The following is a 26,764-nucleotide window of genomic DNA, read 5'->3' as shown; positions in this document are numbered from 1 at the left end:
ATTTACCCCTGATTCAACGCTGCTACCGAATTCGCCAGGTCATGGTACCGACGGCGCAGGATCGCCTCGGTCTGGTCGCGCGGCTGCCGGCTGTCCTCTTCCTGGCCATCCAGCTGCGCCGCGCGCAACATGGGCAGCAGATCGTGCGTGACCGTATCGACCGTGGGGATGACGGTGTATTCCACCCGCTCCCCGCCCACGAAGTTGGATATCTGCATGGACAGGTTGCGCGAGTGCGTCACCGACGCCGAGGTCAAGCCGCCGCGCTCGTACGCCAGTTCGGTACGGCTGCTGGTTGCGTCCTTGACCTGGTAGTAGAGGTAGTTCTGGGAAGACTTGTCCGTGCTCAGCGCCAGGGTTTCGTGCGGCGACAAGGGCTTGTGGAAGCTGGCGTCAAGCGCGGACTGCTGGTCCTGGGTGATCGCCAGATTGGAGCCTGCCCGCCCCGTGACCTTGCTGCTTTGCGACACCCGCATCGAGAACCCGTCGACTTCTTCCAGACGGGCGGGGTTTCCGCTCTTGGATTCCTGTTTGATCGACGCCGAGTAGTCCGCCAGGCCTGACAGCAGCGCCCGGTGGGATTCCGAGGCCGGCACGCGGACGACGGTGCCTGCCGGCTGCGACCGTTCGGCCAACGCCGCGCCATAACTGCCATGCACGGCCGAAAAGGCGCTCTTGAACATGGCCATCAGCGCTTCGTCGCCGTTGCCACGGCGCTGTGCGCTGTCGAACTGCAGCAAAGCCTTGCTGAGCGCCGCCGCCTGCTGCTCGGCCGTGCCGAACGTGGCAGGCTTGCTCAGGTCGACATTGACGCTGACCTCGCCAGCGGGCCCCGAGTAGGTCACCGACCGCTGCCCGCTGTCAGCCTGGAATTCGATGGTCTGCACCGCGACGCCATCGGCGCGGGTGACCGCGCGCAAATTCACCGACGACAAGACCGAGGCGTCCACATCCGCCAGACCGGCGATATCCAGCCGTGGCGGCACCTGGGACAGTCCGTCCAGCGCGTCTTCGAAAGCGCCGGACAAGGCCGCGATCGCATTGCGCTCGTCCTCGGTCAGCGTGCCGTCGGTCACGTCGATCTGCACCGCCAGGCCTTCCTGGCCCCGAGCCAAGGAAATCTCGACCTTGGCCCCGCTCGTCGTGCCGATCCGCAATGAGACCGTATTGTCGGCCTGCAGGCGCAACCGGGATTGCAGTGCGCTGTCCGATCCGGTTTGGGACGGCACGCCGGGCGCCGTCACCGACTGGGCATAGTTGCCGCCGTCTGTCCGGAAACGACCCAGCAACGCCGCGCCCAGGTCCTGGAACGGGTTGCCGGCGCCCGTCCGCACGTTCCGGGTCATCAACGCCGACAGGGGATCGTCGATCGCGCCCGTCTGCGTATAGACGGTGGAATTGGCGGCCAATGCCGGCTGGCCCAGCGCGACGCGGGTCGACGCGGACGTGACGGTCGCCAGCGTGGCGTCGGGCGTACGCACGACGGTGCTGGCGGTATTGAACGGGAGGGCGCTCTGCAGCCCTCCGGATGAACTGATGGGGGTCATGGTGGCGATGTCGTCCCAGCGCGTGGGCAAGGCCTGCCCTGATTTATCGGGATTTCTCCCAGTCCTAACGGCAGGATGCCCGAAAAATTAAGGGCCGCGCGCAGTGGGAGGCCCAAACGCCTCAAACGCCCTGCTGCGTCAGGAACCTCCGCACCGCGTCCAGCACCGCGTCTTCGCGCTCGCGGTGCGGCACGTGGCCGCAGCCAGGCATGGGCAGCATGTCTGCCGGGCCGCCGGCCAGCGCCACCAGTTTTTCGGGATGGCGCATGGAACCGTATTCGTCGTTTTCGCCATGGATGGCCAGAAGCGGCACGGTAACTTGGGGCAAAACCGCGTCCAGGTTCCAGTCGGCGAATTCGGGGGATTGCCAGGTCTGGACCCAGGCGTCCAACACCCATTGCGCCTTCTCGCCGTGATAGCGCTTCAAGCGGTCCAGTTGCGCCGGGTCCTTGAATTGCTCGCCGGCCACACGGATGCCTTCCAGGGTGCGGTCTTCGACGAATTCCTGGGCGGATTCGGTGATGACGCCGATGCAGCGGCCGGGATAGGCCGCGGCGATCGACACGGCCATTCCACCCCCGACGCTATGGCCGAATGCAATGAAGCCGGTCAACTTGAAATGCGCCGCCAGCGCGGCGAAGGCGTCGCTCGCCTCATTGCCGACAAAATCCGCCTGCAGGCGGCCGGGGTGCGGGTCCGACTGACCGAAGCCCAACCGGTCGTAGGCGATGACCGCCCGCCCCGTGGCCTGGGCAAGCTTGGCCGGGAAATCGCGCCACAGGTCCACGCATCCCAGCGAGTCGTGCAGCAGGACGATGGGCGCGCCAACCTGCGCATCGGCCCCGCCCGGCCATTGCCGGGCGTGGATCCGCCCCTGTGCGGTGGGGATCTGGCAACTTTCTGGCGCGGGCGCGGCGTGCTCAACCATCATGAGTCCTCTGTTCAGTCCTTGGGCTTCGCAGATTCTGCGGCCAACCGGGCTGACAGGCAACTCCCGCCCGCTTGCCAAGGCGGGCCGAGAGGGGCGCCGAGGGCCGGCGTTAGTAGGCCGGTGCGGCCTGCGGCAAGGCCAGCATCCGAGGCGCCGAGCCGTGGGCGTCGCCCCGCAGCTTGAACAGCGCCACCGTATCGGCCAGCACGCGCGCCTGATCGCTGAGCATGGCCGAGGCCGCGGCGGACTCTTCGACCAGCGCGGCATTCTGCTGCGTCGCCTGGTCCATGTCCGCCACGCTGCGGTCGATCTGGCTGATGCCGACGCTTTGCTCGGTCATCGCGCCGTGGATCTCGGTCACCAGGCGCTGCACGCGCGAAATGCCTTCAACGATCTCGCTCATGGTCGAACCGGCGGCCTGCACGCGTTCGGTGCCGCTCTTGACGTTCTCGACCGACGCCTGGATCAGGGTCCGGATTTCCTGCGCCGACGCCGCGCTGCGTTGCGCCAGGGTGCGGACTTCGCCTGCCACCACGGCAAAGCCGCGGCCTTGCTCGCCGGCACGCGCCGCTTCCACGGCCGCGTTCAGCGCCAGGATGTTGGTCTGGAAGGCGATGCCGTCGATCACGCTGATGATTTCCGTGATGCGCTGCGACGACTGCGAAATCGCGCTCATCGTCGTCACCGCGTCGGTGACGACCAGCCCGCCGCGCTCGGCCGCCGAACTGGCTTCCGTGGCCAGGCGCGTGGCGTGTTCCGCGGCCTCTTCCGTCTGACGCACGCTGGAAGTCAGTTGCGTGAGCGCCGATGACGTTTCCTGCAAGGAGCCCGCCGAAGTCTCGGTGCGCTGCGAAAGATCGCGGTTACCCATGTCGATTTCGCGGGTTGCGGCCGACATCGAATGCACGCCCGTGCGCACATCCAGCATCACGGTGCTTATCTTGTCGACAAACGCGTTGAACGACGACGAGATCTGCGCCACCTCGTCATGGCCCACGACCTCCAGGCGATGCGTCATGTCGCCGTCGCCCGAACCGATAGTGTCCATTGCGTCGCGTACGGCCGACAGGCGCTTGAAGGCGCGGGACGTCACCACGCTGGCGATCCCGACTGCCAACAGCGTCAGCACCACCAGCGAGATCAGCGTGGCGTTGAGCACCTGCGTCAGGCCGGCGGTGGCCTCGGCGCTGTCCAGCGCGATTGCCAGCGACCAGTCCGTGCCCGGAATGCGGCGGACCTTCAGCAGCTTCGGCACCCCGTCCAGGTTGACCGCAAGGGGCTCGGCGCCGTCGCGCGACATGGCCGACAGCGCGGCGGGCGTCAGTTCGGGCGCCACGTCGGTGGACGGTTTGAGCGCCAGCTTGTCGTTCACGTGCGCAATGACCTGCCCGTCGGTCGCCACCACGAAGGCCAGGCTGGACGGGGTGGGACGGATTGCGCGGATGATGCTCTGGATGCCGTCCAGCGGCACCGCGCCGCTCAGTACGCCCGTCGTCTGGCCGCCGCGGATCATCGGCGTGGTGAACGCCACGTAGAGCTTGCCGGTGCCCGAGTCGCCATAGGGTTTGGTGACCGTCAGCTTGCCGGCCGCCACCGCGCTCTTGTACCAGGGACGCGCCGTGGGGTCATAGTCAGCCGCCACCTGCGTGGTCGAGAAAAAAGTCTTGTCCGACCAGCCGATGGTGGAAATGGGGAAGCCGTTCGTTTCGCCCATCAATTTGGTCAGGCCGCGCGGATCGCCCTTTTCCACCACGGCGGCGGTCGCGACGACCGCCTGGGCCTTGTCCTCGGACCAGCGTTCGATGGCGCTGGCATTGCCGGCGGCAATGGCATCCAGGTTGCCCGAGATCGTCGCCATCATGTTGCTGCGGACGATCTGGTAGGTGGTGATCCCGGAGAGGACCAGGGCACCCACAACGGTAAAGCAAGTAATCAACAAGATACGGTTGCGCAACGAGGTAATTTTCATGCCTGCCTTTTTTCAGCCATTTCCCATATCGGAGGACACGGGTCTGCGGCCCGCTGGCGAAAACCGGCAGCCACCATGGACTTACGGCATGCCGGGTCGGGACTTTAGGGGTAAACCCTTGAATTTTCGTCAATTACCTGTTTCCAGGGATAGCCGCCCTGGCACCCGCCCCCTCACAATTAGAATCGGGCAATCCTGCCTTTCCCAGTCTTCCCTCCCCCCGCACCTATGTCCGCCACCTCGCAAACTCCCGAGCTCACCCTGCCCGCCCCGGTGCTGCTGGTGGAAGACGAACCGCTGGTCCGCCGGCGGCTGGAGGGCCTGCTGCTGCAACTGGGCTATCAGCCCGACGCGCTGGTGCATGCCGGATCCTTGGCCGAGGCGCGCGCCTGTCTGGCCAACCAGCCGGTCGCCCTGGCGCTGGTGGACCTGGGCCTGCCGGACGGCAGCGGCATCGATCTGATCGCCGAGATGCACGCGGCCGATCCCGGCCTGGCCATCCTGGTGATTTCCGCCTGGTGCACGGAAGACGCGATCCTGGCTGCCCTGCGGGCCGGCGCCACGGGCTATGTGCTGAAGGAACGCGACGACCTGGAGGTCTCGCTGTCGTTGCGCAGCGTGCTGCGTGGCGGCGCGCCGATAGACCCCTTTGTGGCCCGCCGCATCATCGACGAATTGCGCCCCCGGCCCACGGAGCAACCCGACACGGCAAGCGGTGAGATACTAAGCCCCCGCGAAAGCCAGATCCTTCGCCTGGTGGCCGAGGGGCTTGCCAATCGCGAAATCGCCGAGCAGTTGTTCCTGTCGCGCTATACCGTCGAATGCCACATCAAGCACATCTACCGCAAACTGGCCGTCTCCTCGCGTACGCGGGCGGTCCATGCCGCGCGCTCGCGCGGCTTGCTGACCTGAGATGGCTGTTTGCGTGCTGGCTGGCGCTGTTCGCGGCACCGGCGCTCTCCGCGCCTGCGACGCCTACGGCCTGCACGGTCCAATTGCTGTCCATCACAGCCGCCCAGGGCGCGGCCGACGGCACCCGGCCTGACGCATCGCCCTGGCAGCCAGTCACGCTGCCCGACGACTGGAGCAAGCGATGGCCGGACTACAGCGGCACGGTCTGGTACCGCATCGACTGGCAACGCCAATGCCCGGATGGCCAAAGCGGATCGGTGGGCCTGACGCTGGAATCCGTAGTCATGGCCGGCGAAGTCTTCATCAACGACGAACGGATCTGGCGCGATGCGCACCTGACCGAACCCCTGTCGCGCAGCTGGAACCTGCCGCGCTACTGGCGCCTGCCCGAAGCCCTGCTGCGTGACGGCGTGAACACCCTCTGGCTGCGCGTGGTCGGCGTGTCGCAGCAGACGCCCGGCCTGGGTCCGGTACACCTGGGCGCCGCGCAGGCCATGCAGGCGCTCCAGGAAGACCTGTGGTGGAACAACCGCACCCTTTACGTCCTGAACCTGATCATCTCCGCTGTCCTGGGCGCCCTGTTCTTCTGCATCTGGATCGTCCGCCGCGAACAGACCACCTACGGCTGGTACGCGCTCATGGCGCTGTTCTGGGTGCTGTTCATCGCCAACGTGCTGGCGACCAGCCCCTGGCCGTTCGCCACCACATTGATGGCGGCCCGGGCCAATTCCATGGCGCTGGTGCTGTATACGGCCTGCTTCTGCCTGTTCACCTGGCGTTTCAGCGAACGGCTTCTGCCGCGCACCGAACGCGTGCTGTGGGCAGTTGCGGCCGCGATGCTGGCCATGCTGGCGATCACGCCGGATACCGCGTTGCCCCAAGCGCAGCGCGCCGCCGTATTGGGCAGCGCCGGCATTTTCCTCGCCAATTGCCTGCAGTTCTGCGCGCATGCGTGGCGTACCCGGCGACCCGAACAACGCATGCTGGCGGCCTGCCTGCTGATCGTCTTTGTGGTCATCATCCACGATCTGCTGCGGCTGATGAAACTGATCGGTCCCGGGCCCACCTACACCTCGTTCTCCAGCATCGCCGTCACCCTCTGCATGTCCGCGATCCTGGGTTTACGCCATGCGCGCAACGTGCGCCGCATTGAACGCTTCAACCACGAGCTGGCCGACGGCATCGCAGAGGCGCGCACGGAATTGGCCACCACCCTGGAGCGCGAGCACGCGCTGGCCATGAGCAACACCCGGCTGCAGGAACGCTTGCAGATCGCGCACGACCTGCATGACGGGCTGGGCGGATCGCTGGTGCGCATGATGGCCATGGTGGAACAGGCCAAGGCCCCGCTGCAGGGCCAGCAATTCCTGTCCATGCTGAAACTGCTGCGCGACGACCTGCGCCAAACGATCGACAGCGGCTCCAGCGCGGGCGTCAAAGTCCCGGAGACGCCTCCAGAGTGGGCTGCCCCGCTGCGCCACCGCTTCGTGCAGTTGTTCGACGAACTGGACCTGGATTCCAGCTGGCAATTCCCGCCGCAATGGACCACGCCTCCCTCCCCCTTGCAATGCCTGGCGCTGACCCGGCTGGTAGAGGAAGCGCTGACCAATGTGGTCAAACACAGCCGCGCGCGCCGCGTGCGGCTGCAACTGCAGCAGCCGCAGCCCGACCAGTTGCAACTGCGGATCGAAGACGACGGCGCCGGCTTCGACGTGGCGGCGGTGCGGCAGGCCGGTGTCAGCGTGGGCATGCGCAGCATGTACGCCCGCATCGCCCGCGTGCAAGGGACGCTGGACATCTCGTCCGCACCGGGCAAAACCGTGTTGACCGCGGTGCTGCAATTGCGCCCCGCCGCGGCGCAATCGGTCTAAAATCCGCCCACATTCCGAACCGGGGGTCCTCCCGGTACAGGCCCATCCTGCGCGAGGAATACAACGATCCGATCTGGCCGCCCTGCTGCAAGACGCGGCAGAAAACCCCTCGGACGGAGACGTCGAATGAACGCCGTACTGCTTATCGACGACCACGCCATGTTCCGCGAGGCACTGGTCATGGCGCTGGCGCACGCCATGCCCGCGCTGGCGGTGCACCCCGCCGCCAGCGGCCAGGAGGCCCTGGCGCTCCTGGACCGCCATGCCGACATCGGCAACGTCATCATGGATTACTACCTGCCGGACATGGCCGGTGCGGAGCTCTTGAAGCGCCTGCGCCAGCGACGTGCGCAACTGCGGGTGCTAGTGCTATCCGCCTCGCAAGATCCCGATGACGAACGCCGCGCCATGGAGGCCGGCGCGCGGGGGTTCCTGAACAAATCCGCCAGTTGCCAGGCGCTGACCGCCGCGCTGGAAGCGATCAATGCGGCGGATGCGCCTCGCACGCCGTATGCCGGAGGCACGCCGCCGCGTTCGCCTGATGACGCCGCCCTGTTGCGCACCCTGACGCCGCGGCAAAGCGAAGTCTTGCGGCTGATCTGCGATGGCCTGCGCAACAAGGAAATATCCGAACGGCTGAACATGACGGAGAAGACCGTCAAGACGCATGTGTCGGCCATCCTGGCCACGCTGGGCGTGCTTAATCGAACACAGGCGACACTTGTGGCTCGGCGCGGCGGCGTGTTCGGCAAGCCGACCTGAGCGCACCGCCGTCCGAGGCGATCTTGCCGCCTGCGAGCGCGATTTCGCGTCCCGCCGCGGCGATGGTGTCGGGCCGGTGCGCCACGATCACCCGCGTCATGTTCAGGCGGGAGATGGCCATGTTGACCACCCGTTCCCGCGTGATGTCCAGATGGCTTGTTGCCTCGTCCAGGAACAGCATCGCCGGCTGCTTGTACAGCGCGCGCGCAAGCAACACGCGTTGCTTCTGCCCGCCGGACAGCACCGTTCCCATGTCGCCCACTAACGTGTTGTAGCCCATGGGCATCGCGCAGATGTCGTCGTGGATGGCGGCGATTTCCGCGCACTCCCTGGCGCGGTCGGGATCGTACTGCGGGTCGAAGAAACTGATGTTCTCGCCGATGGACCCGGCGAACAGCACGTCGTCCTGCAACACGGTGCCGGCCATCCTGCGCAGGGCGGCCGCGCCCATCCCGCGCACGGCCACGCCATCGACCAGCACCTCGCCTTCGGTCGGCGTCAGGATGCCCAGCAGGATGTTGATCAGGGTCGTCTTGCCCCCCCCGGACGGCCCAGTGATGGCGACGGATTCGCCAGGCTCGATGCGCAGGCTGATGCCATCCAGCACATACGGCTCTTGAGGGCTGTAGCGAAAGCGCAGATTGCGCACTTCGATGGCCGGCGAGCGCGTCACGGCGCCGTCCGCCCGCGGCATCTCGTCGATGGGCTCCGGCGCCTCGCGCACGATGTCGGCCAGGCGCTCGCCTTGCAGCCGCAGCATCTTCACTTCCACGAACTTGTCCAGCAGCGCCGCCACGCGCTTGTCGAACAAGGTTTTATAGACGATGAATGCCAGCAAGGCGCCCACGGTGAACTGGCCGTCCAGCACCAGCCGCGCCCCCAGCCACAGAATCGCGATCGACGACAGCCCGAACAGCAGGCCGTTGAAGGTCCGAAAGAACAGCGCCCATTTCTGCACGCGCAGATCCGCGTTGATTTCATTGACCAGCAACGCCAGCCAACGCGAACGCCGGTCGTTCTGATGCTGGAACAGCTTGATGGCCTTGACCCCGCGCACCGTTTCCAGAAAGTGCGACTGCTCTTTCGCAGCATGGATGATGTGCTCTTCGGTGGCATAGCGCAGCGACGCATAGCCCGACCAGCGCGCCAAGCCGTACAGCGTCATGGCGCCCACGGCGATCCACGCCAGCGGTGGGCTGTACAGGAACATCAGCACCAGCGTGATCACCATGACAATGCCATCCAGCAGGGCCTCGAGAAACGACGTGGTGACGGTGCGCTGAATGGTGTCGATGGCGCCGAAGCGCGACACGATGTCGCCCAGGTGCCGCTTTTCGAAATAGCTGACCGGTAGCCGGAGCAGGTGCGTGAAAACGTTGCTGCGCCATTGCAGGTTCAGCGTCGTGCCCATGAACATCAGCATCCAGCTACGCGCAACCGACGTCAGCTGCAGCATCACCATCAGCAGGCCGAAGGCCAGCGCCAACGTGGTCAACAAGTCGCGGTCACCGGTGTTCAGCACGTGGTCCACGACCCATTGCAGAAAGAACGGCTGAACCACCGTCAGCACTTCCAGCGCCAGCGCCAGCAGCATCACTTGCGAGAACGCCGCCCCCAACCCCGTGACGCGCCCCGTCAGTTCGCGCAGCCGGACCGGCTTGTTTTCGTTGGCCGTCACGAAGTCCGGCGTGGGCCAAAGCTCCAACGCCACGCCGGTGTATGACGCCGACAGCTCGCTGATGGTGCATTTGCGGATGCCCGAAGCCGGATCGATCAGCGTGGCCGACCGCGCATTGATGTCGGTCAGCACCACGAAGTGGTTGAATTCCCAATGCAGGATGCAGGGCAGCTTCAGTTTGCTGAGCGCGCCCAGGCCTGCCTTGACCGGCCTGGACGCCAGCCCGAGCTGGCCAGCCACGTGGATCAGCGTTGCCAGCGTGGCGCCTTTGAGCGACACCGGAAAGCGGCCGCGCAGGCTGGCCAGGCTTTGATGGTGCCCATGAAAACCGGCCACCATGCCCACGCAGGCCAGGCCGCATTCAGCGGCCTCGGTTTGCAGGAGCCGGGGCACCCGCCGTTTGACGCCCAGCGTCAGGCGTTCAAGCATGGTCACAGTTTCCCCGACAATCGGTAGGCAGGATCGAACGCCCATTGGTACAAGGGGCGCGTCTGCTGAAGCAAATCCGCATCCAGCCGCATGCCGGGCCGCAATGCCAGCGTTTGGCCCTGCGGCCCGCGCGCGGGCGTCTCCAGCGACACGGTGATCCGGTACATCGATTCCTTATCGTCCTGCGCCGCGGTGCCGTCGTTCATCTGCCCTTCCGGCAACGCGCTGCGCGTCACGGTCTGAACCACCCCACGTTGCTGGCCGAAGGTTTGGTACGGATAGGCGGCCAGGCGGATCAGCACGGCATCGCCCGGCGCCACGAAGCCCACTGCGCGGCTGGGCGCCAGCAACTCCACCAGCAACTTGGCGCCGTCGGGCACGATGGCGGCCAACGGACGCCGGGTGTCCACCGCCTGCCCCACCTCGGCCGTCACAGCGGTCAGCACGCCCGATTGCGGGGCCGTGACGACGATGCGACGCTTGGCTTCGCTCTGGGTCAGGTCCACCGCCACGCCGGCCAGGTCGCGGTCCAGCTGCGCCAGCTGGTTCTGCTGGCGCAGGGTCAGGTCCGCCAGCGTGGCTTTCCGGTTGGACAGGTCCATGGCGATGCCGATGCGGTCGCGCAGCAGGGCCTGCAACTGGTTTCGCTGCTCCAGCAGCTCGGCCCGCTTCTGGTCGGACTCTTCGGGCGACAGATAGCCCTTTTCCATCAAATTCCGATAACGCTGGGCGCTGTCCTCGGCCAGTTTGATCCGGCTGCGCTGGCCGGCGATCTGGCTGTCTATCGCCGCCAGTTGCGACGTCAAGCCGCCAATGCCCGCCGCCAGGGTGTCATGCTCGCTTTGCTGCAGCAGCAATGTCTTCTGGCGAGCCAGGCGCAGGCTGTCTTCGCGCTGTCGTATCTGCCCGCTGATGGCTTCTTGCGTGTCACCCAGCGCGCTTTGCTGGTCGCCCGACACCACGTACAACACGTCTCCCGCATTGACGTGCTGGCCCTCGTGGACCGGACGCTCCAGCACCACCCCGGCCTGCGGCACATATAGTTTGAGCAGACCCGTGTCCGGCGCAAGCTGGCCGCTGACGGTGGCGCGCTTGGTATAGGTGCCAAACGCCAGGAACAGGCACACCGCCAACACGAAGCCACCCAACACGAACGTGACCAGGGCGAACGACACCGGCCTGATCAGCACGATATCGCCCAGACCGACGGAGCGTTGCGCGGCAAGCGCCTGTTTGCGATAGAGCGACATCGGATCGAGGCCGAAGATAATCAAAAAAAGCCGCGACGGCTAGGCCGCCGCGATTCAAGGTTGCAGCCTGCGCTCGGGTCAGCGGGCAAAAGCGTGCTGACGACCGGCGCTTAAACCGGTCGGCGCACCCGGAACGCGAGACACCCCGACGGTATTGGTTTTACCGTTGCCAGCACCTCCGCTCACATCATGGACCTCGATTTCGCTCAGTGTCTGGAGTTGGTCTTCGGCGGCACTATCCAGAGACGCCAGATGTTCGGTCTTTTCCATGGGAACTCCTGTTCAAGCGCACCATTACGGTCCGCGTTACGTGGGTCAACTGCCGTAGCCCTTGACGGGTGTCCCGCCCGAGCTGGCGGGCCGCGCGGAAGTGGGTTGCGCACCGACCCACGTGGAGCGAATCGACCCAATGCCACCGCTGACCTGCTGGATCTCTGCCGGGGTCAAGGGCTGGACCGCAACGTCCAATGCCTTGTCCGACGCATCCGGTTGATTGATTTTCTGCATAGTGATCTCCTGCTTGCTGGCAAAGGAAGCCGCGCCAGCACCGGCCGAGCAGCCACCGGCGCCCGGCTCGTGCCGTCTTGCAAAGCCAACGGAAATCCAGAGCCCAAAGCGCTGAACTGCTCCGGGCGAACGGTAGCAAGACACAGGTACGGGCGCATCGGTCTTTAGTCGTAGATGCCTGATGCAGGCGTACTACCCGGCCTGTCGTGGGCAGCGCCGACGAGCGTCGGCGCCGATGAAGCCCTGTCGGCGGGTAGCGTCAGGGTGCGGGAGAGGCACCCGACGTAATGTTCAAGCGATCGAAGAGGTCGTCGCCGTCGTCGCCTGCTGCGGCGCTTCAGCCGTGGCAGTACGCGTTTCCAGGTCTTCCAGCAGTTCGGCGGACGGCACGAAGAACAGGCTGCCCGTCACCGCGCGGCTGTAGTCCAGCAGGCGGTCGTAATTGCCCGCCGGGCGGCCGACGAACATGTTCTCTAGCATCTGCTCGATCGGTGCGGGCGAACGCGCGTAACCGATGAAGTACGTGCCGAACTCTCCCACGCCCGCACGGCCGAACGGCATGTTGTCGCGCAGGATCTTCACTTCCTGCCCGTTCTCTTCCAGCGTCGTCAAGGCGCTATGCGAAGAGGCCGGCTTGATGTCGTCGTCCAGTTCCACGTTCGACAGCTTGTGGCGGCCGATGATGCCTTCCTGGTTCTCCACGGTCAGCGCGTTCCAGCCCGCCATATCGTGCAGGTACTTCTGCACCAGGACGTAGCTGCCGCCGGCGAATTCGGCGTCTTCATCGCCGATCACGGTGAAATTGACGGCCTCGCGCCCTTCGGGGTTTTCAGTGCCGTCGACAAAACCGATGATGGCGCGCCGGTCGAAATAGCGAAAACCATGGACTTCATCGACCACGGTCACCGCATCGCCCAGGCCGTTGACCAGCAAGGTCGCCAATTCAAAGCAAAGGTCCATGGAATCCGCTCGGATGTGCAGCAGCAGATCGCCCGGCGTGGACACGGCCACGCGCGCGCCCTCGCCGAACACGCGGAAAGGATGCAGGGCCGCGGGCCGAGGCTGGCCGAACAGCGCGTCCCAGGCGTCGGACCCGAATGCACAGACGCACGACAGGTTCTCTTGCGGCGAACGCGTGCCGACGGTGCGCGTCAGCGTGGCCACGTCGGCGCACCAGCCGCGGACGGTTTCGGCGGCGGCCGCGCCGGGGTTCAGCGTGGCGACGATGAATATCGCGTGACGCGTAGGCGGGCTGTGGACGGCTTGAGGTTCGGGCGGAAAGTCAGGCATGGGATCGGATCCTCAGGACGTGATGACGGAAATTCTGGCGGAAATTGTATCTGTTCCGCCCATATATCCGCCCCGATCCGCCCCGATCCGCCCCGATCCCCCGCCGTTCATCCCCTCGCGTCAGAAGCGGTACGCCACCCCCACCGAGCCGAACACGTTGGCCTTGCGTTCCGTCAGCGGGCTATCCCGCGCATCGCCCAGCAAGGTATTGACGCCGATCGTGGACACCGTGCTCCAGCTGGGGTTGATGCGGTACGACCACGTCGTGTAGATGCCCGCCGACTTGAAGCCTGAAGACGGCGAATAGGTCGACAAGCCTTCGCGGCTGCGTGCGGCCTGCGACGGCGTCACGCCGAACCAGGTCTGCATGTAGTCGCTGTTGGCCCACTCGGTGCGGACGCCGACCTGCACGGTGTGCTGCTCGGTCATCAGCGCGGCGTACGATGCGCGCAGCTCCAAGGTGCCGCCGTAGCCGCTGCGCGCCGCCTGCTTGTAGCCCGCACCCAGAGAATACCGGCCCGGCCGCCATTCCACATAAGCGCCGTAGGCGCCGTGGAACTTGATGTCGTCCAGCCCCTTCAAGCGGTCGGCGTCATCGGCCTTGCGCCCCAGGCTCATCCCCACGAAAACGCCCGCGTCCAGGTCGGAAGCCAGCGAGGTCTTCAGCCCCATCGCGGGTAAGCCCATGCGCGGCGTAATGAAAAAATTGCCCGATTGATAGTTGATCAGCGGAACCGGCAGCGCCCGGTACTCGCGGGAACCCTCATAAACGGGGACCGCTCCGACCCCCAATCCGATGAAGTTTGTGCTTTGCGCAGAGGCGGCGCCCGCTGCACTGAAAACCGCGCCCGCGAAGACGCCTCTTGCTAATATACCCATCCGCATCAGGGCTTCCTTCCGTTCTATGACAATGGCCGTGGGCGACCGCCCCCGGGCTTGGCCTGCATTGTCCTGAGCATCTTTTAATAATTCTTTAAGGCTCCGGCGGCACTGCTGGAGACGGCCCTGGAGCTTGCTTGCGTATCCTGCTGGTAGAAGACGATCCCATGCTGGGCGATGCCTTGCGCGCGGGCCTGATTCAAGACGGCGCCGACGTGGACTGGGCGCACGACATGCCCGAAGCGCACTTGGCGCTCGTGGACCACGGTTATCAAGCCGTTCTGCTTGACCTGGGCTTGCCCGACGGCAGCGGCCTGACATTGCTCAAGGCGCTGCGCGCCCGGTTCGACACGACGCCTGTGCTGATCATCACCGCGCGCGACCGCTTGAGCGACCGCATCCAGGGACTGGACGCCGGCGCCGACGACTACCTGGTGAAGCCATTCCAGCTGGACGAACTACTGGCCCGGATGCGCGCCGTGCTTCGCCGCAGCAGCAACAGCGTGGTGTCGGCGTTGCGGTGCCGGAACGTCGTGCTGGAACCTGCGCGCCGCACGGTGACGCAAGGCGGCAACGAGGTGAATCTGAGCGCCCACGAATACCACACGCTGCTGGCCTTGATGCAACGCATGGGCAACACCGTCAGCCGCGATCAATTGGAAGTCGCCGTCTACGGCAGCAGCGGCACCATCGAAAGCAATACCGTGGCCGTGTACATCCATCAGTTGCGGCGCAAGCTGGGCGACGGACTGATCGAAACCCAGCATGGCCTGGGATATCGCATCGTGCCGGACGGCGCCCCATGAAGACGCTGCGCAAACAAGTCGCGGTCACTTTGCTGCTTGCGATGCTTGCCACCTGGCTGACGGTGCTGGCGTTGGTCTACAACGAACAGACGCGCGCCGAGACCGGCATGCTGGACCGGGACATGCGCGACGCCGCCCAGAAAGCGCTGCTGTCCCTGCCTGCCAGCCTGCTGCGGGCCGCGCCTTCCAGCGAAGACCGCTTCGAACTTCCCAACTCCAACCGCTTCGACGGAGAGTCTTTCAACTTCCAGGTTTGGTCGCTGGCCGACAAGCGGCTGCTTGTGCAATCGCCCTGGGCGCCTGATGAACCCTTGATCAGCGATTTTCAAAACGGCTTCCAGAACGTCACGCTGGGCGGCGAACGCTGGCGCGCCTACGCGGTGGCGGACCGGGACGGCCGCATACAAGTCCAGTTCGCCAAGTCGGAAGCGCAACTGCGCAAGGAAACGACCGCGCGCATGCGTAACGGTTTCGCGTTCCTGAGCGTGCTGTTCCTGATATTGACCGGGATGACCTGGCTAGTCATGCGCCGGGCCTTCCGCCCGGTGGACCGCGCGCGCGACGCCATTCTGAGCCGCCCGGCCATGGACTTGACCCCCTTGCCGACCTCCGGGATGCCCGGTGAACTGCAACCGTTCATCCAATCCATCAATAGCCTGCTTGAACGCCTGTCCGCGTCGCTGGACCGGGAACGGCGCTTTCTGGCCGACGCGGCGCATGAATTGCGCACGCCGCTGGCGGCCTTGAGCGCCTACGCGGAATTGGCGGTGCGCAGTGACACCCCGCACGCACGCGACCAGGCGGTGCACAAGCTGCGCGACGTCGCGACCCGCACCACCCGCCTGGCCGAGCAATTGCTGGACCAGGCTCGCACCGAAGCCCTGAGCGAAGGCCCCGCCGAATCCGTCGCACTGGACCGGTTGGCCGAAATGATCGTGCGCGACAACGAGGCGCTCGCCCACCGCAAGCACCAGCGCATCAGCCTGGATGCCCAGCCCGCATCCGTGGAGGGCGGCGTCGATGCCTTGGGCGTGCTACTGCGCAACCTGCTGGACAATGCCTTGCGCTACACCCCCGAGGGCGGCCGCGTGGCCGTGTCCTGCGTGTCGCTAGCGGACGGCGGCGCGCAACTGTCTGTGGCCGACAACGGGCCGGGCATCGCGCCCGCCGAACGCGAACGCGTATTCGACCGCTTCTACCGCAAAGCCGGCACGGTCGAACGCGGCAGCGGCATCGGCCTGTCGCTGGTGGCGCAGATCGCCGCCAAGCACGCCGCGCGGATCGAGTGGGGGCCCGGGCTGGACGGCCGCGGCGTGGGCATCACCGTGACGTTTCCTGCCACCGTCTGAAAGCGCCCTGGCGCTGCGCGCAGGCCCGCCACTACCGCACGTACCCGCGCAGCGTCGCGGCCAATGACGCGGGCAGCATCTCGCCGTGGCCCAGGCCCGGAAATACCCGCAGGCTGGCCTGCACACGCGGAATATGGCCCAGCGCACGGACCACACTTTCCGGGCTATCAGGCAGGTCGTCGCGGCCTTGCGCTTCCTCGCCGGCCATCACCGTCACATCCACGTCCGCGTCAGGAACGGCGGCGGGATGTGCCAGCGATTGCAGGATGAAGCGGCCGTTCCACCAGATCGACGGGCTGGCCGCCACGTAGTGCCGGAACGCCTGCGGCCGGCTCAGCGCCACATGCAACGCGAACAAGCCGCCATAGGAATGCCCGTACAGCGTACGGTTGCCGGCATCGACGCGGTAGCGCCGTTCCACCAGCGGCTGGATGCGCTGCTGCAGGATGCCCAGGAAGCGGTCGGCGCCGCCGCCCGGCTTCGCCCAGCCCTGCGCGTCCGGGTCGCGCGGCGAACCGCGGGGCGCGTCCGCGCCTGGGGAAGGCGGCGTGTAGTCGTAGGAACGCGCCGTCACATTGAAGCGCTGGGCATCCTCATAGCCGATACCCACCACCACCGCTTGCAGCGACTGCCCCGGCGGCAAGGCGGACGCCGTCCGCGTCAGGCTTTCAAACACCGCATTGCCATCCAGCATGTAGACCACCGGGTAACCGGCCGCCGGCGGCTTCCCGCCAGACGGTGCCCAGACCGACACGCGGTACTCGGGCCCGCCGTCTGGCGCGGCCAGCACGAACCGCTGTACCTGCTGCGCCGATACACCGATCGCCAATGCTGGCGGCTGCGCCGCCATGGGCCGGGCGTGCCCGGGTTGCGCGTTCGCGGACGCGGCCACGCCGAGCGCCAAGACGGCCCCCGTCAGAACGAAACGGATGTGTTCAGCCATAGCCGGCGACCCTCATCAACTTGCCAATTGCCATCCAGACCGGTCGTACGGGTGCGGTAGTCCACCGGCACGCGCTTGTCGGTCAAGTTCATCACCGCCAGGCGGAACGTGACGTGCTTGTTCAGCTCGTAGCTGCCGCCCAGATCGAACGTGGTGGCGCCGGGACGGCGGCGCGTCGTCGTCGACACGTTGCGGTAGTTCGCCCAGTACTGCTCGCTTTGCACGTTCGCCGACGTGTACAGCGACAGGGCATCCGTCGCCCGCCAGTCCGCACGCAGGTTCAGCACGTGGCGCGGCGTGCGGTCCAGCGGTTGCCCTTGCAGCGAGGTGCCGTCATAGGCCACTTCGTCGTCGGATTTGCGCTTGGATTGCGTGTAGGTGTAGTTGCCGGTCAGCGTCACCGTGCGCGACAGCGGCAAGGTCAGGCTGGTCTCGACGCCGCGCAGCGTGGCGCGCCCGATATTGCCCCATTCATAGGTCGCACCCGATGAGCCCGAGCACCCGGTCACGCACTGGCTGTAGATCTTGTTCTTGAACTCGTTGTTGAACAGCGTGACGCCCGCGGCCACGCGGTCATCGTCTTGATAGTGGAGGCCGATTTCCGTGGTGGTGCTGGTCTCGGGCTTCAGGTCGGGATTGCCGGCAATGCTGCCTCGCGGTGCACCGACGGCGCCGCCGGTCGCCTGGATGTAGTCCGCGGAACTCTGGCGCAGTTCAGGCGCGCGGAAGGCGCGCGACACACCGCCCTTGAGCGTCCACGCCTGCGACAGGTGATAGACCGCGTAACCGCGCGGGCTCCAATGCTGGCCATAGCGCTCGTGATCGTCCAGCCGCACGCCGCCGGTCAGCGACAGGTTGTCGGTGACGGCCCACTCGTCCTCGCCGAACAGGGCCCAGGATCGCGTGTTTAGCCCGGACACGGTGTTGCGGGCCGTGGTGGAAGCGGCTTCCTTGTCGGTACCGTACAGGCGCGTGTCGATGTACTGCCCGCCCACCTTCAGCATGTTGTCGGGCAGGGGCAGCGTCAACGTCGCGTCCAGCGTGGTGTTGACCAGGCGCGTATCCGGATACGACGTGGTGTCCTGGTCCCCGATCGTGTTGTTGGCCTTTCCCTCTTCACGCTGCAACGACACGTTGGTCGTGCCGAAGTCCCAGCGGCCTTCATGCGAGATCGAATAATGCGTGTGCCGGTTCTTCAAACGGTAGTCGCCGGTCTCGGTCGCCGCCAGCGACTTGCCCACCGTGCCGTAGCGGTTGTATTCGTCTTGCCCGGCTTCCAGCTGGATGTCCTGGTCTTTCGTAGGCGTCAGCGTCAGGCGGGCCGTCAGGCCGCGGTCCCGGATGCCGTAGGAACCGTCCACCACGTCGGCTTCCGTGCGCTGGTTCGACTTGCCGAACAGCTGCAGCCCCAGCTTCTCTTCCTTGATGGGGCCGGCCAGGTAGAAATCCGCCTGCCGGCTGTTGCCCAGTTCGCTGTGCTGCTGCAACGTCGCGCCCAGGTTGATCGAGCCCGTCCAGGCCTGCGGCACCTTGCGCGTGATGATGTTGACCACCCCGCCAATCGCGTCGGATCCATACAGCGACGACATCGGCCCGCGCACCACTTCGATCCGCTCGATGGCGGCCAAGGGTGGAATCTGGCTGGCCTGCACCATGCCCAGCTCTTCACGGTTCAGCATTTCGCGCGTCCCCTGCCGCTTGCCGTCCACCAGGATCAGGGTGTATTTGCCCGGCATGCCGCGGATGGAAATGTCCTGCTTGTTGGCATTGGCCCCGACGATGCTGACGCCTTCGACGTTGCGCAACGCATCCTGCAGGGTATTGAAGGGCTGCCGGGCCAGGTCTTCGTGCGTCAACACGGTGATGCTGGCAGGCGCGTCGGCGATGGACTGGTCGTAGCCGCTGGCGGTCACAACTACAGGGGAAAGGGACTGCACGGGGCTTGCTGAAGACTCGCCCGACGGCTCGGCAGCGTGCGCCTGGGCAGCGCCAGCGATCCCGGCGCAGGCCAGGGCCATCATCATCCAGGGCCGGCGGAGGACGAAGACGGCGGGACTTTGGGTCATAATGGTACTGATTCTCATGGTCATTTGGGAAAACGTGCCCATGATTCCACGGAATTCAGGCCGGCATGTTTGCGCAACGCACCAGATGCTTTGCGAGAAGGTTTTTTGTCTGCGCGGCGTGGGGGCATTTTTCTTCTGGAGCAGGGATGGCGGGGCCGCGAAAACGGGCGGATATGGCGGGCGGGATCTCTTCCGCCCAATTACGGGCGGCGGGGACGCACCTGGGGGGATCGCACGACATCGAATCCCGCCACGGCGCGGGGGCCAAGACGCCGCTGGAAGGGAGCTTCCAGCTATTGACGATGCGGCCCGGCCTGATGCTGCGGCGTGCGGACGTGCGGGACTGCGGCGATAACGTGGTGCGCTCCACGCTCACGCCCGGCCTGAAACTGATCGTGCTGGAGCAAGGCGACGTCGAACTCGAATTCGGCCATCACCACCTGCATCTGAAAGGGCCTGCGCCCGGCGAAGGCCTGCAGGCGCGCCTGCTGATGCTGACCGGACCGGCCAGTTTCATGCGCCGGGCAGCACGCAACCACCGCGAACGCTCCATCACGCTGACGGTGGCGCCGCAATGGCTGCAGGACGGCGGCTTGATCCCCGACGGATCAGCCCCCAGCACCGTCGACACCTCGGCCATCCAGGCCTTTCTGCAAACCCATCTGGCCCTGCATGCGTGGACACTGACGCCGCGCGGCGTCACGCTGGCGCAACGGATCGCGCGGCCGCCCGCCCACGAGGACGGCGTGGACCGGCTGATGCTGGAATCCCGCTGCCTGGCATTGCTGGGCGAAGGGCTCCGTCATGTGGCGCTTGCCGCGGCGGGCGACGCGGCAAGCGCGCCGGCCAGCCGCATCGAACCGCGCCACGCCAAGCGCCTGCTGGAGCTGCGCGCCCGCATCGACGCCGGCACCTTAACCGGCCCTTGCAGCCTGGCCGACCTGGCCGCGCAGACGGGCCTGGGCGTGCGAGCGCTGCAACAGGGCTTCCAGGCGTTGACCGGATCGTCCGCCGTCGAATACCTGCGCGAACAGCGGCTGCGAGCCGCCCAGCGCGCGCTGCTGGGCCAGGGCGTCAGCGTGGCCCAGGCCGCCGCGCTGGCGGGTTATTCCAGCGCGGCGAATTTCGCCACTGCGTTCAAGCGCCTGTTCGGCGTGTCGCCCCGTGACGTGCGGATGCACGGGTGATTTGGCCTACCCCCTTCGGGTATAGTCTGGATCTCTTTCGCGCCTTCAGGAATCCTGCGCCACCATGACCAGCGCCCGCGACCTAGTCTATGGGGAACTCCGCCGACGGCTGATGTCCGGCGTGTTCCTGCCTGGCGAGCGGTTGCGCGAAGAGCATATCGCGGCCGAGCTTTCCGTCAGCCGCACGCCGGTGCGCAGCGCCATCGACCGGCTGATCACCGACGGCCTGGTCAAGCGCGAAGGCCACCGCGGTGCGGTCGTGCTGGGTTGGGTGGACCGCGACATCAACGAGGCGTTCGAACTGCGCCTGCTGCTGGAACCCTATGCCGCGCGCAGCGCCGCGGAACGCGCCACGCCTGAACAGATCGACCACCTGGAACAGATCAACCAGCGCATGCTGGAGGCCATCCTTTCCGACGACACCGACCGCGTGGCGCGGGTCCAGCACTGCAACAACCTCTTCCACCATGCCTTGCTGGATGCGGCGCAATCCGCGCGCGTGCGGACGATGGTGGAAAACCTGCTGGACATGCCGATCATCATCGGCTCGTTCTACTTCTACACGCATGACGACATGCTGCGCAGCGTGGAGCACCATCGCCAGATCATCGCCGCGTTGCGCGCGCGCGATCCGGGATGCGCGGATATCGCCATGCGTTTTCACCTGACCACGACCCACCTGCTTTTCCGCAGCCAGCGCAAGCCGCCGGCCGATGCGCCCGCCGCGTGACGCGGCCCGCGGGTGTCAGTCTTTCCCTATATTCGCTTTTATGTATTCGCCCCAGATCCTTGTCGCCCTGTTCGTCCTGCTGCTGGCCGTGGCCATTCCGCTTGTCACGGTAGCCGTGCAACTGGTGCAGCTCTTGCGCTGGTCCTTCAACGCAGACAAGGCGACGCGAGGCGAACGGCCGCATTTCACCGGGCCGGTGCTGGCCCTGGTGTTCAGCGTGCTGGCGGCCAGCGACTTCACGTCCTATGAACCGATGCGGACCATCGCCGAACTGAATCCGGTACCGATGGCCGCACGTGCGTACTTCACCGTGGCGATGCTGGTGCTGGCGGTGCTGTCGTGGGCCTACGGCGGCGCAGTCAAAGACCGGATCCTGCGCCGCCTGGGCATCGCCCAAGGCTGATTGCCGATAGCTTGATTAGGGCTTCCAGCCCTGCGCCTTCAGCCGCGCATCGATCCACGACGTATCCAGCGTGCCGGCGGCGATCTGCGCCAGCATCTCTTCTTCCACCGCATGCTTGGCCGACGCGGCTTCGTACAGCGCGGGCACCTGGTCATACGGCAAGGCCAGCAGGCCGTCCTCGTCGCCCAGGATCAGGTCGCCGGGTTCGATCGTCATGCCGTCCAGCGCGATGACGCCATTGATCTCGCCTGGGCCATCCTTGTAGGGCCCACGGTGCGTCACGCCGGCGGCATACACCGGGAACGCGCCGCGGCGGATGGTGCCGGCGTCGCGGATCGCGCCGTTGATCACGATGCCGGCCAGGCCGCGCTTCTGCGCGTAGGTGGTCATGATTTCGCCGATGATGGCGTTGGTCAGGTCGCCGCCTGCATCCACCACCACCACATCGCCCGGCTGCGCCAGTTCCAGCGCCTTGTGCACCAGCAGGTTGTCGCCGGGGCGGGAGCGCACCGTCAGCGCGGGGCCGGCCAGCGGATGGCCGTCATGCATGGGCCGCAGGCGCGCGCCGCCGGCCGTCATGCGCGACATGCAGTCGCTGATGTTGGCGACGGGAATGCGGCGAAACTTCTCGACGAACTCGCTCGCGACCGCGCGTTTGCGCGGGTGAATCTCAAAACCGATCATTGGGGTTCTCCTGATGCGTTGTCTGTGGATCTCGCACGATCATTGTTTGGGGATGCCGGCTTCCTGCACGACCTTGCCGAAAATGTCGTGGTCGGCGCGATGGCGCTTGCCCAGATCCGCCGGCGTGCCCGTCATGACGCTGTAGCCGGAGTCTTCAAGCTTCTTCACGACATCCGCCTGCGCCTGGGATTTATTCAGCGCCTGGTTCAGTGTGGCGACCACGTCGTCCGGCGTCTTGCCGGGCGCCATCAGCCCCCACCAGATCGTCTGGTTAATGGTCTTGAAACCGCTTTCCGCGAAGGTCGGCACATCCGGCAGCGCCGGTGAACGCTCGTCGGCCACCACGGCCAGCGCGCGGACCTTGCCGCCGCGGATCTGCGGCAACAGCGATGCCACGGAACCGGTGTAGAGGTCGATGCGGCCGCTGGCCAGATCCGGAAACGCCTGCGACCAGCCGCGGTACGGCACGTGCATCAGTTCCATGCCCGCCGCCTTGCGCCACAGGTGGCCGATCAGGTCGCCGCTGCCGCCGATGCCGGGAATGCCCAGCGATACCTGGCCCGGCCGCGCGCGGGCGGCCTTCACCACATCGTCCAGCGTCTTGTACGGAGACTCCGGCACCACCACGAATACGCTGGGTGACGAGGCCACCAGGCCCACCGGCTTGAAGTCCTTGAAGGTGTCGTAGCTGAGCTTGTTGTACAGCCACGGGTTCAGCACGATGTTGTCCGTCTGCGCCATGACCAGCGTGTGGCCATCAGGCTTGGCGCGCGCCGTGGCGTCCAGCGCCAGGTTGCCACCCGCGCCTGGCTTGTTCTCGACCACGATGTTCCAGCCCGTGTCCTGCGCGATGGCCGACCCGATCATGCGGGTCAGGGTGTCGGTTCCACCGCCCGGGGGAAACGGGGAAATCAGCGTAATGGGCGCGGAGCCCATGTCGGCCGCGCTGGCCGCGGCGCACGAGGCCAGCAGCGTGGCTGCCAACACAGTCTTCAGGGATTTCATTGTCTTCCTCACTGATGTTTGGGAATTGCACGGCCCTCTGAGGGGCCTTTTGCCGCGATTCAGGATTGGCGCGCCAGGGGCGTCAGCCATGCCAGGCGGTCCGCCACGGAGTCGGGCACATTGAACGAACCGGCTTCGCGTGCCGTTTCGATGCCCTTGGCCGTGCGCGCGAAGAGCCGTTCGACGCCGTCCAGCACCAGCGGCTGCAAACCGGCCTCGACCAATTGCTCGCGCGCTTCGCGCACTTCGGCCAGGCGGCGCGGTGCGTGCAGCACATGCGAGCGGACGAAGGAATCGACGAATGTCGTCAGCGGCGTCCGGTCCATATCGGACAGGACTTCATAGAGGGAGGCGCGCAGGCCCATGCTTTCAGCGGCGACCAGGCACTCGACGGCCAGGCTTTCCATGCCCTTGGTCAGGATGCTGCGCAACAGCTTCAAGCGGACGGCGTCGCCCGCCTGGCCGTCGATCGCCTGCGCGGGGGCTCCCCCGGACAGCGTGAAGGCGGCCACGGCGGGCGCGCCCGTGCCGGCGCACAACAGCGGGGTCCGGGCGCCCAGCAGCGCAATGGCGCCCATGATCGCCACATCGGTGAAGGGCACGCCGCGCTGCGCGGCGATGTCGGCAGCGGCGCGCATGTCGGCGGCGCTTGCGGTCGTGAAGTCGGCGTAGGACGCGTCGTCGCGCAAATGCGGCAGCGCCTGCGTGGCGACTTTCAGCGCCGCGTGGCCGAAGACGGCCGACACCACGATGTCGGCCTGAGCCAGCCACGGGCCGGGCTCGGCATGCAACGCGCTGCCATAGGAGGCCGCGCGCGCCTGCATCTCGGCGTCCTGGCGCAGCTCGCAGATACCCACGATCGAATGGCCGGCGGCCACCCACGCCGCGGCATAGCAGTCACCCACTTCACCACAACCAATCAGTGCAATTTTCATGTTCATAAATACAAAAAAAATACAAACATGGTTATAGCCTGACTGAAAGGCTGGGAATCACTAGTGTTAACCCGAGTATTTCAGGGTGTCTCAGAACATAAAAAGTACATTTTAGGAACATTGCGGACTCGTCCGCCCGGCGCCTTGGCAACCGCCGGGCGGGCAGGGTGCGCCTTACTTCACGCTGGCGACCGCATCCAGGATCACGCGGGCCACATCGGCCGGGCGCGATTGCTGCGGCACATGGCTGGACGGCAGGGCCGTCACTTTCGCGCCGATCTGCGCTGCCATCGTGCGCTGCAAGGCGGGCAGGATCATGCGGTCGTTCTCGGCCACGATGAACCACGACGGCTTCGTCTTCCAGGCTGCGGAGGTTACGGCTTCGCCAAACGCCGTCGCCTTGATCGGCCCTTGGGTGGCCGCCATCACGCGGGCCTGAGCGGCCGGCACGTCTTGCGCGAAGTCCCGCGCGATGCCCTGGGGCGGCATGCTCAGCCAGCCATGGCTGTCAGCGGCGATGCTGTCCGTGCCCGGCGCCTTGGGCTCATTCTTGGTCATCGACGCCACCGACTGGCCTGCATCGGGCGCAAACGCCGCCACGTAGACCAGGTTGGCGACCTTCTCGTGCTTGCCCGCCTCGGTAATCACCACGCCGCCCCACGAATGGCCGACCAGCACCACTTTCCCGGGTTGATTGTCGATGGCGCGATTGGCCGCGGCCACGTCGCCGGCCAGCGAATCCAGCGGGTTCTGCACCGCCTGGACCTGCACGCCCTTGTCTTGCAGCAGGGCGATCACCTTCGCCCAATCCGAGCCGTCGGCGAAGGCGCCGTGCACGATCACGACGGAAGGCTGGGCCGAAAAGGCCTGCGAAACCGGGCCTGCGAACAGGCCGGCTGCCAGCAATGAGGCTGCGATAATATGGCGTTTCATACTGAATTTCCTTTAGGTTGGGTGCCAAGCGACGGTGTCGTGCTTGCTGGGTTCCCAGTGTCGTCATCCGCCCGCCAGGCCGGTATCGGTTGATTAACCGATAAGGCCGCGATCAGCCTCGCAATCAGCCCGCCCCCTGCCCCTTTGACCGCCCGCCCCCGATGACCGCCGCCAGTACGATGGAACTCACCGATGCCGTGCTGGCCATGGCCTTTGTCGGCGACCTGAGCATGGGGCGCGCCACCGATCATTCGCGCCGCACAGCGTGCCTGGCCGGCAAGCTGGCCGCGGCCCATGGTGCGGGCGAGGCCGCCCAGAACCACGCCCGTGCGGTGGCGCTGCTGCGCTGGTCGGGCTGCACGGCCAACGCCAGCGGCTTCGCGGACCTGCTGGGCGACGATGTGGCCTCGCGCGAGGCCATGATGGCGCAGACGCTGCCGCCCCTGGATCCCCGCACGCAATCGCTGATCGTGCCGCTGGCGTTGATCCATTGCGAAATCTCGGGCGACGTGGCCGTCAACCTGGGCATGCCGGACGACGTGGTAGCGGGTCTGCGCCACGCCTTCGAACGCCATGACGGCAAGGGCATGCCGCAGGGCGTGGCCGGAGACGCCATCCCCGGGGTCGTGTTCTACGTGAATGCGGCAAGCGACCTGGAAATCCTGAGCCGCGCGCATGGCCGCGACAGCGCGATGGACTACCTGCGCACGCAGGCAGGCGCCAAATATCCCGCCGCGGTCGCAGACCTGGCGATCCGCCATGGCCCTGCCTGGCTTGACGACATCGACGCCCACCCGCCGTCAGGCACCGAATGGGCGTTGGCCGACGCCCCGCTCGACGCGCCCGCCGCCGACCTGACGCTGCTGGCGGACGTAGCCGAACTCAAGCTACCGTGGCTGGCAGGCTATTCCCGCCGGGTTGCGCAGTTGGCCGCCCGTTGCGGCGCGCTGCTGGGCATGGGCCCAGCAGCGCAGGAATCCTTGCAGGCGGCTGCGCTGGTGCACGGCATCGGCCGCGCCGCCTTGCCGAACCGCTTGTGGAACACGCCCGGCAAACTGTCCGCCGACCAGTGGGAACAAGTCCGGTTGATGCCCTATTGGACCGCCCGGGCCGCCCGCCAGATCCAGGGCCTGAGCGAAGCGGCCGAACTGGCCTCTTACGCCTACGAACGCCTGGACGGCAGCGGCTATTTCCGCAGCGCTTCCGGGTCCGCGCTAAGCCCCGCGCAACGCGTGTTGTCCACGACGGTCGCGCTGCAGGCGTTGCTGGAAGACCGCCCCTGGCGGCCGGCCTATTCCCTGCAGGAGGCCGCCCGCATCCTGCGCGAGGAAGCCGAGGCGGGCCGCTTCGATGCAGAGGTGGCCGCTGCCGCCATCACCGCCGCATCCGGCGGCGCCCCCGCGGCGCGGCGCACGACCAGCACGCTGTCGCAACGGGAGCTGGAAGTCTTGCGCCAGATCAGCCTGGGGGCCAGCAACAAGGAGGCCGCCCGGGCGTTGAATATCAGCCCCAGCACGGTGCGCACCCACGTGGAAAGCGTGTTCCGCAAGCTGGAGTGCTCGACCCGCGTCGCCGCGACCTTGAAGGCCCTGACCGCGGGGATCCTGTAAGCCGCCATCCTGTCGCCAATTGCTGGTAGTCTTGGGACCAGCCGCGCGGGGAGCCCCGCGCCCGCCTCACTCATTTTGCGAGTCCCCT

General features: G+C 66.4%; 24 protein-coding genes. 9 read left to right on the top strand and 15 right to left on the bottom strand.

What is annotated here, in order from left to right:
- Positions 1 to 2: 2 nt before the first annotated feature.
- From AC3WMU_RS16475 to AC3WMU_RS16465, 3 genes are all read right to left on the bottom strand, one after another.
- Positions 3 to 1,577 carry a hypothetical protein gene (locus AC3WMU_RS16475; protein ID WP_492282678.1) on the bottom strand — a complete coding sequence of 525 codons (1,575 nt, stop codon included), beginning with the start codon at positions 1,575 to 1,577 and terminating at the stop codon, positions 3 to 5.
- Between the two features lie 91 nt (positions 1,578 to 1,668).
- Positions 1,669 to 2,478 (bottom strand): alpha/beta fold hydrolase, encoded by an 810-nt coding sequence (locus tag AC3WMU_RS16470; RefSeq protein WP_492282677.1) that lies wholly within the window; start codon positions 2,476 to 2,478, stop codon positions 1,669 to 1,671.
- Between the two features lie 109 nt (positions 2,479 to 2,587).
- Positions 2,588 to 4,447, bottom strand: a complete 1,860-nt coding sequence (locus AC3WMU_RS16465) for a methyl-accepting chemotaxis protein (protein ID WP_006226532.1) — start codon at positions 4,445 to 4,447, stop codon at positions 2,588 to 2,590.
- Positions 4,448 to 4,675: 228 nt separating this feature from the next.
- Between AC3WMU_RS16465 and AC3WMU_RS16460 the strand changes: the two genes are divergently transcribed.
- From AC3WMU_RS16460 to AC3WMU_RS16450, 3 genes are all read left to right on the top strand, one after another.
- On the top strand, positions 4,676 to 5,359 hold the full coding sequence (locus AC3WMU_RS16460; RefSeq protein WP_492282676.1) for a LuxR C-terminal-related transcriptional regulator: 684 nt from the start codon (positions 4,676 to 4,678) through the stop codon (positions 5,357 to 5,359).
- A gap of 83 nt (positions 5,360 to 5,442) precedes the next feature.
- Entirely contained in the window at positions 5,443 to 7,230 is a 1,788-nt protein-coding gene (locus AC3WMU_RS16455) for a sensor histidine kinase (RefSeq protein ID WP_280026438.1), read from the top strand.
- A 126-nt stretch (positions 7,231 to 7,356) separates the two neighbouring features.
- Complete coding sequence (locus AC3WMU_RS16450; protein WP_280026437.1) at positions 7,357 to 7,992, top strand: response regulator transcription factor; 636 nt, start codon at positions 7,357 to 7,359, stop codon at positions 7,990 to 7,992.
- Here the strand turns inward: AC3WMU_RS16450 and AC3WMU_RS16445 are convergent.
- From AC3WMU_RS16445 to AC3WMU_RS16420, 6 genes are all read right to left on the bottom strand, one after another.
- The gene (locus tag AC3WMU_RS16445; RefSeq protein ID WP_424625054.1) at positions 7,931 to 10,105 is read right to left on the bottom strand and encodes a peptidase domain-containing ABC transporter; all 2,175 of its coding nucleotides are present in this window, start codon (positions 10,103 to 10,105) and stop codon (positions 7,931 to 7,933) included. The two genes, AC3WMU_RS16450 and AC3WMU_RS16445, sit on opposite strands and share 62 nt — an antisense overlap.
- Positions 10,102 to 11,349 carry an HlyD family secretion protein gene (locus AC3WMU_RS16440; RefSeq protein WP_492282675.1) on the bottom strand — a complete coding sequence of 416 codons (1,248 nt, stop codon included), beginning with the start codon at positions 11,347 to 11,349 and terminating at the stop codon, positions 10,102 to 10,104. The genes AC3WMU_RS16445 and AC3WMU_RS16440 overlap by 4 nt, the downstream gene beginning before the upstream one ends.
- 78 nt (positions 11,350 to 11,427) lie before the next feature.
- Positions 11,428 to 11,619, bottom strand: coding sequence for a hypothetical protein (locus tag AC3WMU_RS16435; RefSeq protein WP_492282674.1), 192 nt, complete (start codon positions 11,617 to 11,619; stop codon positions 11,428 to 11,430).
- A gap of 45 nt (positions 11,620 to 11,664) precedes the next feature.
- Positions 11,665 to 11,856, bottom strand: coding sequence for a hypothetical protein (locus AC3WMU_RS16430; RefSeq protein WP_492282673.1), 192 nt, complete (start codon positions 11,854 to 11,856; stop codon positions 11,665 to 11,667).
- Positions 11,857 to 12,147: 291 nt separating this feature from the next.
- Positions 12,148 to 13,146 carry a Dyp-type peroxidase gene (locus AC3WMU_RS16425; RefSeq protein WP_492282672.1) on the bottom strand — a complete coding sequence of 333 codons (999 nt, stop codon included), beginning with the start codon at positions 13,144 to 13,146 and terminating at the stop codon, positions 12,148 to 12,150.
- A 120-nt stretch (positions 13,147 to 13,266) separates the two neighbouring features.
- Positions 13,267 to 14,031 (bottom strand): MipA/OmpV family protein, encoded by a 765-nt coding sequence (locus AC3WMU_RS16420; RefSeq protein ID WP_035213828.1) that lies wholly within the window; start codon positions 14,029 to 14,031, stop codon positions 13,267 to 13,269.
- A 131-nt stretch (positions 14,032 to 14,162) separates the two neighbouring features.
- Between AC3WMU_RS16420 and AC3WMU_RS16415 the strand changes: the two genes are divergently transcribed.
- Positions 14,163 to 14,831 carry a response regulator transcription factor gene (locus AC3WMU_RS16415; RefSeq protein WP_006226543.1) on the top strand — a complete coding sequence of 223 codons (669 nt, stop codon included), beginning with the start codon at positions 14,163 to 14,165 and terminating at the stop codon, positions 14,829 to 14,831.
- On the top strand, positions 14,828 to 16,180 hold the full coding sequence (locus AC3WMU_RS16410) for an ATP-binding protein (RefSeq protein WP_492282671.1): 1,353 nt from the start codon (positions 14,828 to 14,830) through the stop codon (positions 16,178 to 16,180). Before AC3WMU_RS16415 ends, AC3WMU_RS16410 begins: the two co-directional genes overlap by 4 nt.
- A 31-nt stretch (positions 16,181 to 16,211) precedes the next feature.
- Here AC3WMU_RS16410 and AC3WMU_RS16405 read toward each other — a convergent pair whose 3' ends face one another.
- The gene (locus AC3WMU_RS16405; protein WP_492282670.1) at positions 16,212 to 17,123 is read right to left on the bottom strand and encodes an alpha/beta hydrolase; all 912 of its coding nucleotides are present in this window, start codon (positions 17,121 to 17,123) and stop codon (positions 16,212 to 16,214) included.
- A complete protein-coding gene (locus AC3WMU_RS16400) occupies positions 17,096 to 19,189 on the bottom strand; it encodes a TonB-dependent receptor domain-containing protein (RefSeq protein WP_492282669.1) in 2,094 nt (697 codons plus the stop codon). Before AC3WMU_RS16400 ends, AC3WMU_RS16405 begins: the two co-directional genes overlap by 28 nt.
- A gap of 173 nt (positions 19,190 to 19,362) precedes the next feature.
- On the opposite strand from AC3WMU_RS16400, the gene AC3WMU_RS16395 reads away from it, so the two are divergent.
- The 3 genes from AC3WMU_RS16395 to AC3WMU_RS16385 all read left to right on the top strand — a co-directional run bounded on the left by AC3WMU_RS16395 (position 19,363) and on the right by AC3WMU_RS16385 (position 21,509).
- Entirely contained in the window at positions 19,363 to 20,376 is a 1,014-nt protein-coding gene (locus AC3WMU_RS16395) for a helix-turn-helix transcriptional regulator (protein ID WP_280026428.1), read from the top strand.
- Between the two features lie 64 nt (positions 20,377 to 20,440).
- Positions 20,441 to 21,106: a GntR family transcriptional regulator gene (locus tag AC3WMU_RS16390; protein ID WP_006226548.1), complete on the top strand. Its 666-nt coding sequence runs from the start codon at positions 20,441 to 20,443 to the stop codon at positions 21,104 to 21,106.
- 40 nt (positions 21,107 to 21,146) lie between these two features.
- The gene (locus AC3WMU_RS16385; protein WP_454677739.1) at positions 21,147 to 21,509 is read left to right on the top strand and encodes a hypothetical protein; all 363 of its coding nucleotides are present in this window, start codon (positions 21,147 to 21,149) and stop codon (positions 21,507 to 21,509) included.
- A 15-nt stretch (positions 21,510 to 21,524) separates the two neighbouring features.
- Here the strand turns inward: AC3WMU_RS16385 and AC3WMU_RS16380 are convergent, their stop codons facing one another.
- The 4 genes from AC3WMU_RS16380 to AC3WMU_RS16365 form a co-directional block, all read right to left on the bottom strand.
- Positions 21,525 to 22,193: an RraA family protein gene (locus tag AC3WMU_RS16380; protein ID WP_280026419.1), complete on the bottom strand. Its 669-nt coding sequence runs from the start codon at positions 22,191 to 22,193 to the stop codon at positions 21,525 to 21,527.
- Positions 22,194 to 22,232: 39 nt separating this feature from the next.
- Positions 22,233 to 23,198 (bottom strand): Bug family tripartite tricarboxylate transporter substrate binding protein, encoded by a 966-nt coding sequence (locus AC3WMU_RS16375; protein ID WP_006226551.1) that lies wholly within the window; start codon positions 23,196 to 23,198, stop codon positions 22,233 to 22,235.
- Between the two features lie 59 nt (positions 23,199 to 23,257).
- Complete coding sequence (locus AC3WMU_RS16370) at positions 23,258 to 24,133, bottom strand: NAD(P)-dependent oxidoreductase (protein WP_492282668.1); 876 nt, start codon at positions 24,131 to 24,133, stop codon at positions 23,258 to 23,260.
- Between the two features lie 174 nt (positions 24,134 to 24,307).
- Positions 24,308 to 25,066, bottom strand: a complete 759-nt coding sequence (locus tag AC3WMU_RS16365) for an alpha/beta fold hydrolase (RefSeq protein WP_006226553.1) — start codon at positions 25,064 to 25,066, stop codon at positions 24,308 to 24,310.
- 161 nt (positions 25,067 to 25,227) lie between these two features.
- Between AC3WMU_RS16365 and AC3WMU_RS16360 the strand changes: the two genes are divergently transcribed.
- Positions 25,228 to 26,676 carry an HD domain-containing phosphohydrolase gene (locus tag AC3WMU_RS16360; protein WP_492282667.1) on the top strand — a complete coding sequence of 483 codons (1,449 nt, stop codon included), beginning with the start codon at positions 25,228 to 25,230 and terminating at the stop codon, positions 26,674 to 26,676.
- Positions 26,677 to 26,764: the final 88 nt, after the last annotated feature.

This window comes from Achromobacter sp. FW305-C-13 (genome assembly GCF_058783475.1).
This window is presented reverse-complemented; position numbering and strand designations above follow the sequence as displayed.

Excerpts from the sequence above, each read along its gene's own strand:
- AC3WMU_RS16470 (WP_492282677.1), bottom strand. The coding sequence starts at position 2,478 with ATGATGGTTGAGCACGCCGCGCCCGCGCCAGAAAGTTGCCAGATCCCC.
- AC3WMU_RS16465 (WP_006226532.1), bottom strand. The coding sequence starts at position 4,447 with ATGAAAATTACCTCGTTGCGCAACCGTATCTTGTTGATTACTTGCTTT.
- AC3WMU_RS16460 (WP_492282676.1), top strand. The coding sequence starts at position 4,676 with ATGTCCGCCACCTCGCAAACTCCCGAGCTCACCCTGCCCGCCCCGGTG.
- AC3WMU_RS16450 (WP_280026437.1), top strand. The coding sequence starts at position 7,357 with ATGAACGCCGTACTGCTTATCGACGACCACGCCATGTTCCGCGAGGCA.
- AC3WMU_RS16440 (WP_492282675.1), bottom strand. The coding sequence starts at position 11,349 with ATGTCGCTCTATCGCAAACAGGCGCTTGCCGCGCAACGCTCCGTCGGT.
- AC3WMU_RS16435 (WP_492282674.1), bottom strand. The coding sequence starts at position 11,619 with ATGGAAAAGACCGAACATCTGGCGTCTCTGGATAGTGCCGCCGAAGAC.
- AC3WMU_RS16430 (WP_492282673.1), bottom strand. The coding sequence starts at position 11,856 with ATGCAGAAAATCAATCAACCGGATGCGTCGGACAAGGCATTGGACGTT.
- AC3WMU_RS16425 (WP_492282672.1), bottom strand. The coding sequence starts at position 13,146 with ATGCCTGACTTTCCGCCCGAACCTCAAGCCGTCCACAGCCCGCCTACG.
- AC3WMU_RS16420 (WP_035213828.1), bottom strand. The coding sequence starts at position 14,031 with ATGCGGATGGGTATATTAGCAAGAGGCGTCTTCGCGGGCGCGGTTTTC.
- AC3WMU_RS16410 (WP_492282671.1), top strand. The coding sequence starts at position 14,828 with ATGAAGACGCTGCGCAAACAAGTCGCGGTCACTTTGCTGCTTGCGATG.
- AC3WMU_RS16405 (WP_492282670.1), bottom strand. The coding sequence starts at position 17,123 with ATGGCTGAACACATCCGTTTCGTTCTGACGGGGGCCGTCTTGGCGCTC.
- AC3WMU_RS16400 (WP_492282669.1), bottom strand. The coding sequence starts at position 19,189 with ATGACCCAAAGTCCCGCCGTCTTCGTCCTCCGCCGGCCCTGGATGATG.
- AC3WMU_RS16395 (WP_280026428.1), top strand. The coding sequence starts at position 19,363 with ATGGCGGGCGGGATCTCTTCCGCCCAATTACGGGCGGCGGGGACGCAC.
- AC3WMU_RS16390 (WP_006226548.1), top strand. The coding sequence starts at position 20,441 with ATGACCAGCGCCCGCGACCTAGTCTATGGGGAACTCCGCCGACGGCTG.
- AC3WMU_RS16385 (WP_454677739.1), top strand. The coding sequence starts at position 21,147 with ATGTATTCGCCCCAGATCCTTGTCGCCCTGTTCGTCCTGCTGCTGGCC.
- AC3WMU_RS16380 (WP_280026419.1), bottom strand. The coding sequence starts at position 22,193 with ATGATCGGTTTTGAGATTCACCCGCGCAAACGCGCGGTCGCGAGCGAG.
- AC3WMU_RS16375 (WP_006226551.1), bottom strand. The coding sequence starts at position 23,198 with ATGAAATCCCTGAAGACTGTGTTGGCAGCCACGCTGCTGGCCTCGTGC.
- AC3WMU_RS16370 (WP_492282668.1), bottom strand. The coding sequence starts at position 24,133 with ATGAAAATTGCACTGATTGGTTGTGGTGAAGTGGGTGACTGCTATGCC.
- AC3WMU_RS16365 (WP_006226553.1), bottom strand. The coding sequence starts at position 25,066 with ATGAAACGCCATATTATCGCAGCCTCATTGCTGGCAGCCGGCCTGTTC.
- AC3WMU_RS16360 (WP_492282667.1), top strand. The coding sequence starts at position 25,228 with ATGACCGCCGCCAGTACGATGGAACTCACCGATGCCGTGCTGGCCATG.